This window comes from Candidatus Amoebophilus asiaticus 5a2 (assembly GCF_000020565.1).
GTDB classification, from domain to species: Bacteria; Bacteroidota; Bacteroidia; order Cytophagales; family Amoebophilaceae; genus Amoebophilus; species Amoebophilus asiaticus.
On the sequence record NC_010830.1, the window covers coordinates 153016 to 171528 of the forward strand.

An 18513-nucleotide genomic window follows, 5' to 3' on the forward strand; every position below is an offset into this window, starting at 1 on the left:
ACCTAAGTTGCTAGTAATAGATAAGGCAAAGAGTAAAAAACCTCCGATCTTGTTTTTGTCTTAAACCAATAAATCGGAGGTCATTATGATTGAAAAATCAATAGCAATATACTCATTTATTGATACTTTACTCAAGTATTTACATCATCAAGAAGATAAAAAAAGGAAGTTGTCGGATGCAGAAGTACTCACAACAGCTATCATCTCAGCCTTATACTTTGGCGGACATCTTGACAAAGCTCGATCGTTTATGCATTCCACTAAGCTTATCCCTAACATGCTCGATAAAAGTAGGTACAATCGCCGCTTGCATGCTATAGGAGAAGAGATAACTTCGCTCTTTTTAGAAATAGGCACTTTAATCAAGCAAGTAGCCACTTGTAAGGACTTTGTATTGGATTCATTTCCTGTGCCTGTGTGCGATAACATACGTATTAGCAGATGTAAACTATTACAAAGTGAAGCTTACAGAGGCTACAAAGCCTCTATGCGCCGTTACTTTTATGGCATTAAAGTGCAGCTTATTACTACTGATTGTGGTATTCCGGTCGAATTCTCAATAGTAGCTGGCAGCCAAGCGGATGTAAAAGGATTGCACCAACTGCCCTTTTCTATGCCTGCTGGTAGTGCACTTTATGCTGACTCGGCTTATACTAACTACCATCTAGAAGATATGTTGGCTGATGATAGGATTAAGCTTTATTCTCAGCGTAAATCTAATGCTCATCGAAAGGATACGCCTTCTCTGGCTTATCTCAAAGAGCGCATGCGAAAAGTGATAGAGACCAGCATTAGTGGCATTAAAGGCCTTTTCTTAAGGAAGATTCATGCTGTTACCTTCCAAGGCTTTCTGATCAAAATACTCTTGTTCTTGCTAGCTTTTCAAATCAACAAAGCTTTTCTTAACTAGCAACTTAGGTTATTTAATGCAGGGTTGTTTTCTCCTGTAGGCTTTGCGTCTTTATTCGCCTTTTTCTTAACTGCTTGTTCTTTAGTTTCCTTTACTAATTTTTCAACATTTACAGCTATTTCTTTAGCTTCTTGAGCAATATCTTTACCTTCTTTTATACCATAGGCACCAGCTATATCATTAGCATAGCCAAGCATTTTATTCATATCGTACAAAGCTTCATCTAAGCTACGTAGGTTAATGTCTGTATCACCAACATTTAACTTCTGACTAGCATCTTCAGCTTGTCCAGCATAATGATCTACACCATTTTTAGCTATCTCAATAGCTCCCATGATTTTCCAGTTTGCAGATTTGAGAGTCTCATTAACAAGGAAACCGATACCAGATTTAGTACTTTGCTGCAGTTCATGATCCATCTTACTTAAATCTATCATTTGCAGTAAACTTTTAAGCTCCTTTTCAATACCAATTATCTCTTTTATACTTTTAGACCAAGCATCGTAATCAGACTTTACTCCTAACCCTTTCAAGGATAATGCTATTTCAGAATTAGTAATCTCTTGATTATAATTTTTGACAAGTTCATTTAACTTATTTTTAAGAGGATTTAATACTGTACCTATTTTCGTTTGGTTTACCCAGGTTAGTGCTATTTTATGCAAACTAAAGTTCGCTTCATCAAACAGTTCTACAGTAAGGTCTGCACTATATATATCCGGAGCAAGAATTGGATCTTTTTGTAAAGAAAAGGATAGGCTCTTTTTCGCTCCTAATTGCTCCTTCCCTATAATGGTTTTTAATGTAGTATTAATTGCAGTACTAGCTGGCAAATTCTCTATTTTAAAAGCAACATCTTGATTATTGCTAAGTACTAACCTTATTTTATTAGTATTTACTATGTCACCTATATTCTTTAAAGTAATATTGATTTTATCCTGGTCCTTGAAAGTGTGAGATGAAGCCTCCATTTTTAAACTAACTCCTTGTGCTTTCCAAGTTGTCATTTGGCTGGTGACCTCTTCATCAGCTCGTTTGATACGTATAGTCACCTGGCTCTCATCTTTTCCATTTGGGTTAACTAATTTAAAACGAATAGGAACTGTGTTTTTATTCACCGGTATGAGAACAGAACCAATCAATTTATCTAATAATATTGCCTTTTTTGCCTTTAGTAGATTACCATCTTGTTTTATAAAAGCAAAATCTACTGCATTGTCACTGGTTATTTCTATAATAAATTCACGAGGATCTATAGCTGCTACATTATTGCAAAGTATAAAGCTAGCTTCGTTATCACCTACAAATGGTGTCAAACCTTGAATTTGTAGGTTGCTTTGTTGCCAACTTACAGAGATAGGCTTTTCTTGAATTTCCCCTTGGCAAATTAGTTGGATTTCAAAAGCAGCTTTTGAATCAGTCTTTGAATCTATGGTTAAATTTTGTGCGAGGTTTTTAGTACCTGCTGGTACTTCTCCTATTTCTATTTCATAAGTATTAGCAATATCAGTAGGTTTAGATCCTACTATTACAGCCTTACCCCCTTGTATACGAGTTATCCGCAACTTGAGGGTACCAGCTCCTACAATTTTACTGCTAGGGTTATGAATGTTGAGTTTTATTTCTTTTTCGTTTCCTTGTAAATTTGCTGAACTTTTTAAGCTAAGAATAGGCAATGTTTTATCTAGCTCATATCTTACATCGTAGCTATCTATTAGGTTTCCAGTAGAATCGAATGCTTCAAACCGATAAATTAATAAATCTACTTCCTTGTTAGGCTTTAGCTTAAAGTCTACCTTCAGAGTACCATTATTATGCTCGAAATCATTTAATGTTACAAAGTGATTGAGTTGGCGACTTAGCTTTTCTTCCACTTCTTTCTCTCCTTTAGCATTATGATATTTTAGCTGACTACCGCTACCCCCTTTTTGTTCAATTATGCTAGCTTTTAGCTGAAATTTTTCTAAATTAACTTTTTTTCCAGCTTCTGCTAGTTGAAAGGTAACTGTAGTATTTGGCTTAGTTTCAGATAAATGGAGAGGGGCTACTGCAAAGGTAAGCCTACCTATATGATTGCCTTGTGTTGGACCATCGTTACATCCACAGGAAATAGTGCTAAAAATAAAGCCTATGCTAAATATTAAAGATAAAGTTAGATCTCGTTTTAGTATATTAAAGCTGATTGTCATAAAAAATGAAGTTTTTGGTAATTTGTTTAAGATAAGATGAAATGAGACGTCTATCCTATACAAGGTATAGAGAACAGACATCAAAATAGCAAAGTCTTTTAGTTTAGGCTACAAAGCTAAAAAATATTTCAAAGAATCCATATACCAACGCTATATCTTCTTTATCAATACTAATAAACAACAACTGGGACTAAGTTTATAGCATAACAAATAAAGTTAGCTACTTCATATAAGTACCATTGATAAATAACCACTCTATACTTATTAACTTATTTCTAGTAATAAAAGTTACAAAAACTGTTAGTAAGGCTAAATACTTGGATTTATTTAATCAATTGAAATTAAATGGGTATTGATGTAAGATGACTTGTTGCAGCTTAACAGTAGAATGTTAAAAAATTACATTAACAATTTAACTATTTCCTTAATCTAAGTTAGTACCACAATAATATGAATAAGAATAAGTTCAGAAATAAGATAAGGCTTATATCATTTCATTAATTTAATCCAAAATAAACCTACTAAGCCTAATGATAATTACTTATTTGGAAAATACCCTAAAACCCAACCTTCTAGTTTAACGCCACTTTGCATTAAATAATTTACATAACTTTTTAAGCTTCCATATAAATCCCATTGCTCAAATAAAATAAGAGAATTAGCTAACTTACCTAAGCGCACATCCCACTTACGCCATCTCTGACCTGCTGTTGGATTTGTATAATTCTTTTTTCTTTTAATATCCCACCCCCACGATTGTATTAATAAGATAGCACCTAACCGATAATCTTTAAGCCAATCTAGATCTGCTTTTAATTGTTGAATGTCATCTTTAAATACTGTATACTTCAATCCTTGATTACTAATTCTATCAATTGGAAACATCCACCCGTCATAATGCTGGTAACTAGGACCAAATTGTTTCCAATCACCTGTCTCAGCCCAGCTTACAAACTTTTTTAGATCTCCCTCTCCAGAAGATTTTCTGTGTCTTAAAGCTTTTTTGATTCCGTCTATACTTACAAAAGTAGGATGGGAATTTTTACCTGGCTTAACTCCTATTTGTGTTTTTAAATCCTGATATTTATACATTAATGTATTAGAACCATTTAAATCAGCAGCTAATGCATAGCTCTCCTGGATTAAAATACTTGTAGCAGAGGAGTCTATGTTTGCTTGCTGCTCTTGTGGACTTGATTGCGCTAGTATATAATTTTCTGAGTCAAGAATATCATCAGCTTTTTGTTCATTTTCTTTACATGCTTGGCAGCTTCCTGATAGTAGGAGAAGAAACATTAAGCAAACTCTTAGTATCATGGTATTTATTTTGTGATTGATAATAGATTGACGGCTACAATATATATACATTATATGTTAATCTTTTACAAAGAGTAAATATTTAAAGTTTAATATCTGTTCGCCAAACCATCTATTTATTATACTATATAACAATAATAGTTTTGTCTCTACATTATACTATTACTATAAAACGCTATATAATACCATAAGATAAAATTTAAGCTTCATATAAGAGAATCCTACACGTATACAGGGTATAACCAAATTCTAACACTTTAGTAAGAAGGAAGTAGAGAACACTATATCCTTTTTATTCTTATATTGAAAATTAAGCTTTAATTTCACATGCATATTTATTTTATAAAAGTTATAATAAACGTATGCAGGTACCAAGCACAGTAAAAAATATACTCTTTATAGACATAGAAACTGTACCTTGTGTGGCTGATTATGAAAATTTGACGGCACCACAAAAATTACTATGGGGTAAAAAAGCTACCTTATTAGGAGCCACAGACACACAAGAAATTGGCAACCTTTTTTCAGAACGGGCAGGTGTTTATGCCGAGTTCGGAAAAGTAATAGTTATTGGATTAGGCCATATTACATTTGACATTTGTGGAGATCCTTCCTTACAGGTTCAAGCACTTAGCAGCCACAATGAAAAAGAGCTTTTAGGACAGCTTAGAAATATATTAGAAGAAAAGTATCAGCAAGAAAATATTAGACTTTGTGCACATAATGGGAAAGAATTTGATTTTCCTTATCTATGCAGACGTATGCTAGTAAATGGAATCAGTTTACCTACTGTACTAGACTGTGCAGGAAAGAAACCTTGGGAAGTTACTCATTTAGATACCATGGAAATGTGGAGATTTGGAGATAGAAAAAGTTTTACTTCTTTAGACCTACTTGCTAATTTATTTGGAGTCAATTCTAGCAAAACACTAATGGATGGGAGTGAGGTAAGCTACTTCTATTATGTAGAAAATGACTTGACACGCATAGCTAAATATTGTATGCAAGATGTAATAGTAACCTCCCAAATTTTCCTTAAATTAAATAATTGGCAAACTATTAAAGAAACAAATATTATCTTTGCCTAGGAAAAGGTTTACAAAAGCTTAAGTTAGATTTTGTAAACCTTGATAAAGGTGTTGAATAGACTGCTATTGCAAGGGTTTTTGAGGGGCTAAGCCCCTTTTTGCTTCAGATATACCAAGCTTAAAACACTAAATATATTATACGTTTTTATAAAAACGAAAATGGAGAGTAAAAAACTAATTGAGACATTTGCGGAATTTGCTAGATCTAAAAATGTAGATCGGCCTACGGTAATCAGAATCTTGGAAGAAGTATTCAAGGCAATGATTCATAAAAAGTTTGGAACAGATGATAATTTTGACATTATTATCAACCTAGACCAAGGCGACTTACAAATATGGCGCTTTAGAGAAGTGGTAGATGATAATTCTGAGGATATTTGGGACCATGATAAGATCAGCTTATCTGAAGCAAAGAAAATAGAAGAAGATTTTAATATTGGAGAAGAAGTATCAGAAGAAATTAGTGTAGATAGTTTTGGAAGACGAGCTATTACTGCTGCTAGACAAACACTTATCCAAAAAGTAAAAGATTTGGAAAAGGATGCTTTATACTTGAAATATACGCAACTTATTGGAGAAATGATTACTGTGGAAGTACATCAAATACTTCCTCAAGAAGTCATTTTAGTTGATGAAGAAAGAAAAGAGCTATTTTTGCCTAAATCAGAACAGATATTTAAGGATATCTTTAAAAAAGGTGAATATATAAGAGCTGTAGTACACCGAATAGACCTACAAAAAAGTACTCCTAAAGTTATTCTTTCTAGGACCTCCCCTATATTCTTAGAAAGGCTGTTTGAAAGTGAAGTTCCAGAAATTTTTGATGGTATCATAACTATTAAAAAAGTAGTACGTGAGCCTGGAGAAAGAGCAAAAGTCGCTGTAGAATCCCTAGATGATAGAATAGATCCTGTAGGCGCTTGTGTAGGCATCAAAGGTTCTAGAATACACAGTATTGTTAGAGAATTACAAAATGAAAATATTGATGTTATTAACTATACTGATAATTTAGAACTTTATATCAGTCGTGCTTTAAGCCCTGCGAAGATAAGTAGTATACAAATGAAAGGAGATAGAGTAGCTGTGTATCTAAAACCAGACCAAGTCTCATTAGCAATAGGAAAAGGGGGCCAAAATATAAAACTGGCTAGTAGACTTGTGGATAGAGAAATAGACGTATACAGAGAGGTTGATAGTATTGGTGAAGATGTAAATTTAGAAGAATTTGCTGATGAAATAGAGCCTTGGATTATCGACGAACTAAAAAAAACAGGCCTTGATAGTGCTAAAAGTGTTTTAGCAATACCTAAAGAAGATTTAGAGCGAAGAACAGACCTAGAAAAAGAAACTATTGATGAGCTTTATAGAGTATTAAAACAAGAATTTGAAGAATAACCCCCCATCACTCCATGGTAGAAGAAAAAACAATACGTTTAAGTCAAGTAGCACGTAAGCTCAATGTAGCAACCACTACGATAGCAGCGTATTTATTAGAAAAAGGCTTTCGTGTAGAAAATAAGCCTAACACAAAAATCACCTTAGAACAGTACAAGATACTAGCTGAGGAATTTGCTGACTCTGCCATGGACAAGGAAGAAGCAGCAGAATTAGTAATTGGGCAAAGTTATGAAAAAGAGCCTAAGGTTATTGCTAAGCAGCAAGAACCCATTAAACACGTCCATCCTAAAGAAAAACAGGTAGAAATTGAAAAAATTAGCCTTCCTGTTATCGACGCACCTACTATTATAGAACACAAAATTATAGAACACAAAACAGAAGAGCCCCCTATATTACAACCTGAACTGCCAACTGAAGAAAAAGAAGAACTAGAGGTAATAGAATCTCCTCAAGCCCCCCAAGAAGAGCTAAAACCTGAGTTAGAAACAGAAGTACAGGAACAGGATAAAGAGATTCAACAAGAACTAGATGATACAGCAAAAGTAGAGCAAGCACCTATTACTAAAGGACCTGAAAAAATAGACTTTTCTAAGCAAGGAGAGTTTAAAGGAGTTACTGTACTAGGGAAAATAGAATTAGCCGAAAAAAAGGAGCCAAAAAAATTTCAGCAAGTAGCCTCATCTGACATAGATAAAAAGAACAAAAAAAGGCCTAGAAAAAGAGTTGCTTCTGAAACAGGATTACCTAGCTCAGGTAAAAGAGAAGAGGAGGCTAATAGATATAAGCCAAAAGGCAAAGTTACTAACAAGACTCCTGAAGCTCCTAAGACCGCCGTATCAGAAAAACAAATACAAGATCAAATAAAAAGTACACTAGCTAAGTTAGGAGGAGGTAAAAATGTTGCTAGCCGAGCTAAGTATAGAAGAGAGAAAAGATCCTTACTAGCAGAAGAGCAGGCAGAAGAGCGTTTACAAGCTGCTAAAGATGCTAAAAAACTGCAAGTTACAGAGTTTATTGCTGCCAGTGATCTAGCATCTTTAATGGGTGTTTCTATTAATCAACTACTATCAACTTGCATGAATTTAGGTATGCTGGTATCTATTAACCAACGACTAGATGCAGAAGCTATTACAATTATTGCAGATGAATTTGGATACCAAGTAGCATTCACAGATGTAAAAACGCAAGAATTAGAAGAGGAAGAAGAAGCCAATCCAGAAGATTTAGTAGAGCGAGCCCCAATTGTAACAATTATGGGACACGTGGATCACGGAAAGACTTCTTTACTTGACTATATCAGAAATACACAGATTACCAAAACAGAGGCAGGGGGCATTACCCAGCATATAGGTGCATATGAGGTAGTTACAGAAAGTGGCAAGCATATAGCATTTCTTGATACCCCTGGACACGAAGCCTTTACAGCCATGCGTGCTCGTGGTGCTAAATTAACAGACATTGCTATTATTGTAATAGCTGCCGATGATGGTGTAAGACCGCAAACCAAAGAAGCGATCAACCACGCTAAACTAGCAGGGGTACCTATCATCATAGCTATTAACAAGATGGACAAACCTCAGGCCAATCCAGAGAGGGTAAAAGAAGAGTTAGCGCATCTAAACATTTTAGTAGAAGATTGGGGAGGGAAATATCAAAGCCAAGGAGTATCTGCTATAAGCGGTGAAGGAGTAAAAGAGTTATTAGAAAAGATTCTTTTTGAAGCTGAGTTACTAGAACTTAAAGCAAATTCTCACAAGAAGGCTCGAGGCACAGTGATAGAAGCTTCTTTAGATCAAGGGCGCGGATATCTAGCCACCATCATGGTTCAAGATGGCAATTTGCGTATAGGCGATGTAGTACTAGCTGGGGCTTATTATGGTAAGATTAAAGCTATGTTTGATTATCAGGGCAAACCTGTTAAGCAAGCAGGCCCTTCTACTCCTATGCAGATATTAGGCCTTAATGGAGCCCCTCAAGCTGGTGACTTATTTAGGGCTATGAATACTGAAAAAGAGGCTAGAGATATTGCTACCCAAAGGCAACAAATTTTAAGAGAACAAGGATTTAGAACGAAGACTCATATTACACTTGATGAGATAGGAAGACGATTGGCTATTGGCAACTTTAAAGAGCTTAATATAATTTTAAAAGGGGATGTAGATGGTTCAGTAGAAGCACTTTCAGACTCACTACTTAAGTTGTCTACTGAAGAAATTAAAGTCACTATCTTACATAAAGGTGTAGGTGCCATTGTAGAATCAGATATTTTATTAGCGGCAGCTTCTGATGCTATTATAATAGGCTTCCAAGTACGTCCTACTCCACCTGTACGTAAATTGGCTGAAAAAGAAGGTATCGAAATCCGTCTTTACTCCATCATCTATGATGCAATCAATGATATCAAAGATGCTATGGAAGGAATGCTAGCTCCTACTATAGAGGAGATAATTACAGGTAGTGCCTCAGTAAGAGAGATATTTAAAATTACTGGAACAGGTACTGTAGCAGGTTGCTACGTTACTGAAGGATATATCAAGAAAAATAATTCAATCCGTGTTATTAGGGATGGTATTGTAATCTATACAGGTTCTATTAAGCATTTAAAACATTTCAAAGAAGAAATGCAGCAAGTAAAAACGGGCTTTGAGTGCGGTATTAGCATTACAAATTTTAATGACCTTAAGGTTAATGATGTCATTGAAGGATTTGAACAAAAAGAGGTTGAACGCAAGTTATAAGATAGCTACATCTTAGCCTTTGTGGTAAGAAAGAAGGTTTTATTATGTTAATTATAGCAGGTATGAGTTCCTTGCTTGGTATCAATTTAGCTTAGCCATTATTATTTTAGTGGTTCTATCTTATACTTAAAACTATGTGGCTACTAAAGAGAATTGTTATTTTTCCTATTTGGGTATATCAAGTTGCATTGGCTCCCTATTTAACACCTTGTTGTAGGTTTCAGCCAACTTGCTCAGCATATGCACATGAAGCAATCAACAAGCATGGTATTGTAAAGGGAATTTGGTTGGCTGGCAAGCGAATTTTACGCTGCCACCCATGTGGCAAAAGTGGTTATGATCCGGTTCAATAAAAATTTTGATAACATATTTTAAAATAAAAATATATAAGAAACAGCTCTCTTAGCATATTACAACATTTTGTGTCCCTATATGGTATAAAATTTGTGATAAAAGCAGTATTTTTATAAGGTACAGTAAATAAGATATCGTTAAAGCGGTTGTAAGATCGTTTATTTCAATGTACCTTTGTTGCTTATATAAAAAAACACATAGAACAAATTATGATTGTAGTACAGGTTAAAGATAATGAACCCATAGAGAGAGCATTAAAACGCTTTAAGAAAAAAATAGATCGGGTGAAAGTACTTAAAGAAGTTAAGAGCAGAAGATATTATACAAAACCTTCTATTAAACGTAGAGAGGAGAAGCTAAAAGCTATTTATAAGCAACATTTACAGCAACAAGCAAACGGATAATTAAGACACATCCCCTTCTTACATTTATATACTTACAATAGTGAGGTTATGCTTACATATAATCTCACTATTGTAGAGTTTATTTTTTCTTAGTCTCAATAAGTACGGTTAATGCCTTTGTAGGTACACTTTATACCTTTATAATATAGGGAAAGTGTAGTGAAACATACAATTTTTAAATGTATATTCATTTACATTCTGTATTATTATTATTCCTTAATAATAAACTTTGCCTATCATTTATATGCTTGAAAACTTTATCAATTTTCTTACTTACGAGAAACGTTTAAGCAGCCACACTATCTGTGCTTACCAAACAGATTTAAACCAACTATTCTCTTATCTTCAAACAAACTTCCAAATTGCAGAGCTTAGCCATGCTACTTCTAAACTGTTACGTTCGTGGATAATGGAATTAGCTAAGCAAGGTTTAAATAATCGTTCTATTAATAGGAAGATCGCTTCTCTAAAAGCATTTTATGGTTTCTTATATAAAAAGGAGTATATACCTTCTGATATAACCACACAACTTACAGGCCTTAAAGTAAAAAAAGGATTACCTATCTTTTTAAGAGAACAGGAGCTGTTGCATTTGCTAGATGAGCATCCATTTACTGATGATTTTGAGGGATGGCGCGCTAGGTTGATATTAGAACTTTTATACAGTACAGGTATAAGGTTGCAGGAATTAATAAATTTACAAGATAGGGACATCAATTTTTATGATAGGACTATACGCGTTCTAGGTAAACGTAATAAGGAAAGAATTTTACCACTTCCTAAACATATTTTGCCTATTATTGAAGGTTACTTGCAACAGAGAAATACAATAATAGCTAATGCTCCTGCTCACTTTTTCGTAACGACCAACAATAAACCCTGTTATCCTATGCTGATTTATAAGTTGGTAAAAAGCTATTTAGCAAGTTATACACAAGCAGATAGACATAGCCCACATATATTACGTCATACTTTTGCTACACACTTACTGAACCGCGGAGCAGATTTACAAGCTATCAAAGAGCTTTTAGGCCATACTAGCTTAGCAGCCACCCAAGTATATACCCATAATTCTATGGAAAAATTAAAGGAAATATTTTTACAGGCACATCCCAGGGCGTAGTGCATATAAAAATTATTAAACTCTTGATTAAGATAGACATAATTTTTTATTGGTATGAAATAAGTTTTATTTATATCCAACAATAAGAGGAGCTGGATATGTTAGTAAGTAATAATAAAATTCAATTTAGCATGTTTAATATCATAACATAAAGAAGACATATACATTTTCTATTTTTAAAACATCTATTTTTACTTATGGCTACTTATAAATCTGAATTCAAGAGTTAAAAACTGCCAACCACAAGAAAATGGGTGATATAGATAAAGGAGAAGAAATAGAAATTAAAAACATAACTCTATGGCAAGTGTTTAGCAACCTAGAAGGTTCATGGAGAATGGAAAGAGCTTTAGAAGGTTATGGCAATATGGAAGGGATAGCATTTTTCAAAAAAATTCAGAATAATAACAAACCGTATTGCTATTACTACAAAGAAGAAGGAATTCTACAATTATTAACAGGTAACCAATCTCGTGTTTATAGAGAATATGCATATTGCTACAAAGAGAAAACAATTCACGTTTATTTTTGGGATATAATAAGTAAACAAGAGGGGCAACTATTACATACTTTATATTTGCCAAATACATGTAAAAAAAGGACTTGGCCGTTACATGCATATGGCACTCATAGATGTAATCTAGATACTTATGATGCTCACTATAAATTCATTAATAATGATAATTTTGAATTAATTTATAGAGTATCAGGGCCTCATAAAAACTATACTATTAAGACAATTTTTTGTAGGCTGGGCCAGCATATAAAATAAATTTTATCCATGGTTACCTCTATGGTATTTTACTTCTAACTATTGTATAAAAATTATATAATTGGATGATATATTCTCTCTATATTTTTCTCTGTCGTCCTATCACATTTAGGTAATAATTGTCCTATAATCTTTTATTTGTTTTTTACCATTAACTATTACCCAAGGCCAGAGACATATATTGGTCGCTAGCTCAAAAGGCTATAATATTAGCAAAATCAATATTTAGCAATACTTGCCCGTATAAGCAACCCTCCTCCCTACTTTAGGAAGTAGCTTTTTCTTCTCTATTTCTCCTTCTACCTTTTTTATTAGCAGCAGGCTTATCCGGAAAAATTATTTGTGACTCTTCTTAGGTATTTTGGCGAGCGACAAATTGGAGATAACTATCTCTATTGCTCTTAAAACAGTTCTATTTATTAATCCCTATAAGTTCTAATATTAGACCTGCTGCGAAACAACTGTTATAAAAAAACAGAGGAGTATTTTTCACAATTTAGAGAACACAAAAAATAAAAATAGGCATTTAAAGTATAAAAAAGGTAGGTTGATTTTTTGTAGATAGTAAATTTATCTCTCAAAAATCCAATAGTTTTATCAATTTTCTGTTTCGCAGCGGCTCTATTCTTCTTATTTGTGCTCTCATATAATAAAGAAGCTCCTTACTTCAATTCGGTAAGCTGAGATTGCCACCTGCATTAGCTGATATATTAGCGATCATACCGATAATCTGGCCATGTTGATTAACCAAAGTAATTCCAGAATGAATATTAATGATATGATGAGAGGATTTGGTTGCTATGTTAATAGTTTGTTCTAGTTCATTAAAAAAATTTTCAATATCGACTCGGGTTAATTTCCCAATCATTATTAAAGATCTGTGAAGCTGTATTAAAGGCCCTTTGAGGCAAAACAAACTGTACCGGAAGAGTACTTTCAGAATCAGATAGAGCATGTGGCAGTTCTATTATCTCTAGCACTTGAGAAGTTGATTGCGCTTCTTCTTTTTTCATGAAAGAAGTCTCAGATAATGCTTGCCCAATTCAATCTTTTTCTGCTTTCTGATGTCTTTTTAGTTTTCCCTCCTTAAGTTTGGTAAGTACTTCCTGGCGCTTAAGATATGCTGCTTCGCTTACATTTTCAACGTCTGAGGTAATAGTATCTAATCTTTGTTCTCTTTTTACCACCTTTGTGGCCGCAGGTATTGACTTGGATGGTTCTACTACTAGTTAAGGAGTTCTGCCACTGTTATCTTTAGCGTTAACATTAGCGCCATGATCTAACAATAATTCTGCTAATTCTATGCTACCTTCTTCTAGGGTAAAATGCAAAAATGTTCCATTACATGTATTCTGAACATTAGCTTTACAAGCTATTAATAACTTTATTATTTCTAAATTTCCCCTACTACAGCAAAGTGCAACAGAGTGTCTCCATTATCAGTAATAGCATCTATTCCTGCCCCTGCATCTATCAGCAGCTTTGATATTTCTAAGTTACCTTTTAAAGCAGCTATACATAAGGCCGTAGTACCAGCTTTACACTTTACATGAATATTGGCTTTCTTGCTAATTAATAGATGTACTAATTCTGTTTGTTCTTTTTCAACAACCCAATGCAAAGGAGTATAGCCTTTATCATCCCTAACATTAATGTCTACACCTTGATCTATTAACAGTTTTGATATTTCTATATAATCTCTTGAAATAGATAAATGTAACAAAGAAATACCATGGTCACTAACTACCTTGACATCGGCTCCTTGATCTAATAATAAGTTTACTATAGTGATACAGCCTCCCTCAACAGCCCAGTATAAAGCTGTTTCTCCCTCCTCATTTCCAATATGTATATCAGCTTTCTGCTCTATTAACAATTGTGCTACTTCTAACTTTCCACAAAAAGCAGCACAATGCAATGCAGAATTCCCCATCTTGTTTCTAGCATTAATATCTACTCCTTTATCCAGTAACAATTTTATCACTTCTATATGACCTTTTTCAGCAGCACAATGCAATGCAGAACTACCCATCTTATTTCTAGCATTAATATCTGCTCCTTTATCCAGTAACAATTTTATCACTTCTATATGACCTTGCTCGGCAGCACAGTGTAAAGGAGAACGATCTATACTGTCACTAGCATTTATATCTACTTCTTCTTTATCTAATAACAAGCTCACTACCTCTATACGGCCTTCCTTGACAGCTGTATGTAAAGGAGGGTTGCCATCTACATTACCAGGACCATGAACCTTACAGCTTTGCAATAAGAAGATTACAACCAACCATATAGTTATTAGTCCTGGTACTACTTTATATTCTTTTTGCATACTCATTTTTTAATAAACCAAATGTTATTTATTACTTACTCATCAATTAGGTTTCTATCATCAATTCTCTAAACTCAAGTAATGCAGAAGAATTTATTTAGAGATAGCAATTTAATTCTATAGAAATTCTATTTACTTAAAATTATACCTAATTCACTGATTTGCTGTTCTGTAATAGTAGATGGTGCTTTCATCATTACATCACGGCCTGCGTTATTTTTAGGAAAAGCAATAAAAGGACGAATAGAATCTTCTCTTCCTATAATTGCACATAAACGGTCAAAACCAAATGCAATACCACCATGAGGAGGCGCACCATATTCAAAGGCATCCGTTAAAAACCCAAATTGTTGCCTAGCCTCTTCTTCACTAAACCCTAGCACGTTAAATATTTGCTCTTGTAATGCACGATCATGAATACGGATAGATCCACCTCCTATTTCCATACCGTTAATAACTAAATCATATGCATTGGCACGTACTGTTTCAGGCTTGGTTGATAATAGCTCAATATCTTCCTGTTTGGGAGAAGTAAACGGATGGTGCCTAGATACATAACGCTGAGACTCTTCATTCCATTCTAAAAGTGGGAAGTCTACCACCCACAAAGGAGCAAATTTATCTTTAGAAACTAAATGAAGTTCATCCCGCAGTTTTAGACGCAGTGAACCTAATGCAATTTGAGTAGCCTCTATTTCTCCAGCCAAAATAAGTAATAAGTCGCCTGGAACTGCATGCATTTGCTTAGCCCATAATGTTAGTTGTTCAACATCATAGAATTTACTTACTGGCGAGTTAAAGCTGCCATCAGCTAGATATTTTACATACACCAACCCACTTGTAACAAGGTTCAGTTTCTTTATATATTCTGTAAGATCATCTAGCTGCTTCCTAGTGTAATCTGCACAGCCTTTTACACAAATACCTGCTATTAGCTTAGCCTGCTTGAATAAAGGAAACTCACTATTCTTGACTAGCTCAGTTAATTCTATTAACCGCATTCCAAAGCGTATGTCAGGCTTGTCTGTCCCATATTTTTGCATGGCCTCTGCATAGGTTATGCAAGGAAATTTATCTAAGCGCACCTGTATAGTAGCTTCAAAAATATACTTGGTAAAGTTTTCAAAAATATGCAATATATCCGCTTGTGTTACAAACGAAAGTTCACAATCAATTTGCGTAAACTCAGGTTGTCTATCAGCCCTAAAATCCTCATCTCTAAAGCACTTAGCAATCTGATAGTAACGGTCTAAACCTGCTACCATTAACAGCTGTTTAAAAATCTGAGGAGACTGGGGTAAGGCATAAAACTGTTGAGGATGAATACGAGATGGTACTACAAAGTCTCGTGCTCCTCCTGGCGTTGATTTAATTAATAACGGTGTTTCTACATCTACAAAATGATGTTGTTCTAAATAAGCACGAGCATGTTGTGCAACGAGCTGACGTAACAAGAGGTTCTTTTGTAAAGGTGGTCTGCGGAGATCTAAATACCGATACTGCATACGTAATTCTTCACCACCATCTGTTTGCTCTTCAATTAAAAAAGGAGGGGTTTTGGCTGTATTAAGAATAGTAAGCGACTTGACTTCTATTTCAATATCTCCTGTAGGCATAGAGGGATTTTTAGCACTCCGCTCAATTACACTTCCTGTTGCTTGGATAACATACTCTCTACCAATATGCTGCACTTGGCTTAAGATTTCTGGTGCTGTTATATGCTCTTCTAAAATAAGTTGTGTAATTCCATATCGGTCGCGCAAATCTATCCAAACAAGCGAACCTTTATTTCTAATTTTTTGTACCCAACCGCATAAGGTTACTGATATGCCTATATGTTGTAGGCGAAGTTCTCCACACGTATGTGTTCGTAGCATATTTTATCAAATAAGTTTTATAATGTCAAAAGTATATATTTATAGCCGATCGCTATACGGATTCTGCAGCAAAAATGCGCTTTAAATATACATATATTGAATTTTACTATAAAACTTACTCTTTATTGGAAATCAGCAGGGCAAGCAAACTCTTTATAATATACCTTTCTAACACGCTCATCTACATTAGTTAATACTTCATAGACAATTGTATCCATTGCTGAGGCTACGTGCGTTATAGGCAATTCTTTACCAAAAATAATGGCCTCTTCCCCTTCATTAGCTTCTATACCTGTTATATCTACCATGGCCATATCCATACATACATTACCAATAACAGGTGCTAATTTCCCGTTAATCCATACTTTACCATGTCCGTTACTTAACGAACGTCTAAATCCATCGGCATACCCTATTGCCAAAGTAGCAATCTTAGTAGGCCGCTGAGCTAAACCTTTTCGCTCATATCCAATAGTAGCTCCTATTGGTATTTCTTTGATTTGTGAGATAATGGTTTTTAGTGTACTGGCGACTTTTAAATATTGTTGTATCCCTTTAGTGAATCCATATAACCCTATACCTAAGCGTACCATATCAAATTGATATTCTGGGAATAACTGTGTCCCTGCAGTATTTAACAGATGCTTAGGTAACATTATTCCTAGTTTACCCTCTATGCGTTGAACCATCTGTTGGAATAGCTTGGCTTGTGCATGTGTATACGCATTATGACGCTGAGTGCCAGGTGCAGCTAGGTGGCTACAAACACTTTTTATAGACAAAGAAGATTGATTTTGTAAAGCCTGAGTAAGCTTATCAATCTCTTGCTCCATAAATCCTAACCGATGCATGCCTGTATCTAATTTAATATGGAACCCAAGTTGTGTATGAGTTGTGCTTAAAAAATTCAGCCAATCATGCAAGAGTCGTAAACTATAGATAACTGGTTCCAATCTATGCGCTAATAACTTAGTAAAACTGACAGGCGAAGGATTCATAACCATAATGGGCAAGTATATACCATTTTCCCGTAAGGTAACCCCTTCATCTGCATAGGCTACTGCTAAATAATCTACCCGAGACTGCTGTAATAGATGTGCTATGCCATAACTTCCACTGCCATAAGCAGAGGCTTTAACCATAGCTATAACTTGTGTAGGGGCAGCAAGTTTGCTACGAAAAAAATTCAGGTTATGCTGAATAGCCCCTATATCTATTTCCAATACTGTATCATAACATTTCTTCTGCAATCTAGCTACTACGCTGTCCACCGCACGGATAGTAGCACCTTTTACTATCACTACACTTCCATACTGCTTGTCTAGCAACCCGCTAGCAAGCATACTTGTTAGATTTTCAAAAAAATGGGTTTCAGGTAAGAGGAATTTGTGTGCATAAGTTAGCATCTTTGTTCCTACGCCAATAAGCTGATAGATTTGTTGAGTCTGAAGTAATTGTGCTAGCTCACTATATAGTTTATCTATGTCTATCTCTGAAGTATTCAGATCTGTTAATATTAAGGACTTTTTTTGTGTAAAGCCTTGTTCAGCAACAAATCCAAGTACGTGCTGTAAGCTTACCCAATCATTACGATAAGTATCATATACCAGCTGACAACGGTTAATGCCTTGCTCAAGATTAATACGCATGTATTGGGCTACTTATATAATATTACTTACTGTTTTCTTAATTAATTTTTGGCAAAGAAATAAACAGACAAAGTTATTCTTCTATAATGTATAAATCTTCGGTAGGTTTTTTCATCAAATATTTTTCTCGTGCAAATTTCTCAAGCAGCCCTTCATTAGACATTAACTCTTCCCTATCCTTTCTTACAATTTCTATTTGCTCTACATAATAACACTTTTCCTCCTTAAGTTTTTTTAACTTTTGTGACAAGCGATATTGTGTAATAAGATCTTCTGAATCAAAAAACAATATCCATGTCAAGAAGATACCGGTCAAGAGATAATAAGGATTTGTAGTAAATTTAGATAAACGTCTCCACATG

Annotated in this window: 17 protein-coding genes; 8 read left to right on the plus strand and 9 right to left on the minus strand. The window is 34.5% G+C overall.

The window, feature by feature from the left end; genetic code table 11:
- Positions 1-85: 85 nt before the first annotated feature.
- Positions 86-910, plus strand: coding sequence for an IS982-like element ISCaa5 family transposase (locus tag AASI_RS00660; RefSeq protein ID WP_012472346.1), 825 nt, complete (start codon positions 86-88; stop codon positions 908-910).
- Here AASI_RS00660 and AASI_RS00665 read toward each other — a convergent pair.
- Both AASI_RS00665 and AASI_RS00670 read right to left on the minus strand, forming a co-directional pair.
- The gene (locus tag AASI_RS00665) at positions 907-3099 is read right to left on the minus strand and encodes a hypothetical protein (protein WP_012472351.1); all 2193 of its coding nucleotides are present in this window, start codon (positions 3097-3099) and stop codon (positions 907-909) included. The genes AASI_RS00660 and AASI_RS00665 overlap by 4 nt on opposite strands.
- A gap of 537 nt (positions 3100-3636) precedes the next feature.
- Positions 3637-4395 (minus strand): hypothetical protein, encoded by a 759-nt coding sequence (locus AASI_RS00670; RefSeq protein ID WP_012472352.1) that lies wholly within the window; start codon positions 4393-4395, stop codon positions 3637-3639.
- A gap of 383 nt (positions 4396-4778) precedes the next feature.
- On the opposite strand from AASI_RS00670, the gene AASI_RS00675 reads away from it, so the two are divergent.
- The 7 genes from AASI_RS00675 to AASI_RS00705 all read left to right on the plus strand — a co-directional run bounded on the left by AASI_RS00675 (position 4779) and on the right by AASI_RS00705 (position 12293).
- Positions 4779-5504, plus strand: coding sequence for a 3'-5' exonuclease (locus AASI_RS00675; RefSeq protein WP_012472353.1), 726 nt, complete (start codon positions 4779-4781; stop codon positions 5502-5504).
- Positions 5505-5663: 159 nt separating this feature from the next.
- Positions 5664-6899 (plus strand): transcription termination factor NusA, encoded by a 1236-nt coding sequence (gene nusA / locus AASI_RS00680; protein ID WP_012472354.1) that lies wholly within the window; start codon positions 5664-5666, stop codon positions 6897-6899.
- Positions 6900-6913: 14 nt separating this feature from the next.
- Positions 6914-9640, plus strand: coding sequence for a translation initiation factor IF-2 (gene infB, locus AASI_RS00685; protein ID WP_012472355.1), 2727 nt, complete (start codon positions 6914-6916; stop codon positions 9638-9640).
- Between the two features lie 134 nt (positions 9641-9774).
- On the plus strand, positions 9775-9993 hold the full coding sequence (gene yidD, locus AASI_RS00690; RefSeq protein WP_012472356.1) for a membrane protein insertion efficiency factor YidD: 219 nt from the start codon (positions 9775-9777) through the stop codon (positions 9991-9993).
- Positions 9994-10203: 210 nt separating this feature from the next.
- Positions 10204-10398: a 30S ribosomal protein S21 gene (gene rpsU / locus AASI_RS00695; RefSeq protein ID WP_012472357.1), complete on the plus strand. Its 195-nt coding sequence runs from the start codon at positions 10204-10206 to the stop codon at positions 10396-10398.
- Between the two features lie 244 nt (positions 10399-10642).
- A complete protein-coding gene (locus tag AASI_RS00700) occupies positions 10643-11521 on the plus strand; it encodes a tyrosine-type recombinase/integrase (RefSeq protein WP_012472358.1) in 879 nt (292 codons plus the stop codon).
- Positions 11522-11771: 250 nt separating this feature from the next.
- Complete coding sequence (locus AASI_RS00705) at positions 11772-12293, plus strand: DUF6314 family protein (RefSeq protein ID WP_012472359.1); 522 nt, start codon at positions 11772-11774, stop codon at positions 12291-12293.
- 667 nt (positions 12294-12960) lie between these two features.
- Here AASI_RS00705 and AASI_RS08530 read toward each other — a convergent pair.
- From AASI_RS08530 to AASI_RS00725, 7 genes are all read right to left on the minus strand, one after another.
- Positions 12961-13209, minus strand: a complete 249-nt coding sequence (locus AASI_RS08530) for a hypothetical protein (protein ID WP_148204907.1) — start codon at positions 13207-13209, stop codon at positions 12961-12963.
- A gap of 127 nt (positions 13210-13336) precedes the next feature.
- Positions 13337-13480: a hypothetical protein gene (locus tag AASI_RS08740; protein WP_012472361.1), complete on the minus strand. Its 144-nt coding sequence runs from the start codon at positions 13478-13480 to the stop codon at positions 13337-13339.
- 42 nt (positions 13481-13522) lie between these two features.
- Complete coding sequence (locus AASI_RS07850; protein WP_083758788.1) at positions 13523-13684, minus strand: ankyrin repeat domain-containing protein; 162 nt, start codon at positions 13682-13684, stop codon at positions 13523-13525.
- Positions 13685-13686: 2 nt separating this feature from the next.
- Positions 13687-14625: an ankyrin repeat domain-containing protein gene (locus AASI_RS00710; RefSeq protein ID WP_187146276.1), complete on the minus strand. Its 939-nt coding sequence runs from the start codon at positions 14623-14625 to the stop codon at positions 13687-13689.
- 128 nt (positions 14626-14753) lie between these two features.
- The gene (gene aspS / locus AASI_RS00715; protein ID WP_012472362.1) at positions 14754-16502 is read right to left on the minus strand and encodes an aspartate--tRNA ligase; all 1749 of its coding nucleotides are present in this window, start codon (positions 16500-16502) and stop codon (positions 14754-14756) included.
- 122 nt (positions 16503-16624) lie between these two features.
- Positions 16625-18151 carry an alanine racemase gene (gene alr, locus AASI_RS00720; protein ID WP_052290781.1) on the minus strand — a complete coding sequence of 509 codons (1527 nt, stop codon included), beginning with the start codon at positions 18149-18151 and terminating at the stop codon, positions 16625-16627.
- 73 nt (positions 18152-18224) lie between these two features.
- Complete coding sequence (locus tag AASI_RS00725) at positions 18225-18512, minus strand: hypothetical protein (RefSeq protein WP_044282702.1); 288 nt, start codon at positions 18510-18512, stop codon at positions 18225-18227.
- Between the last annotated feature and the right edge of the window lies 1 nt (position 18513).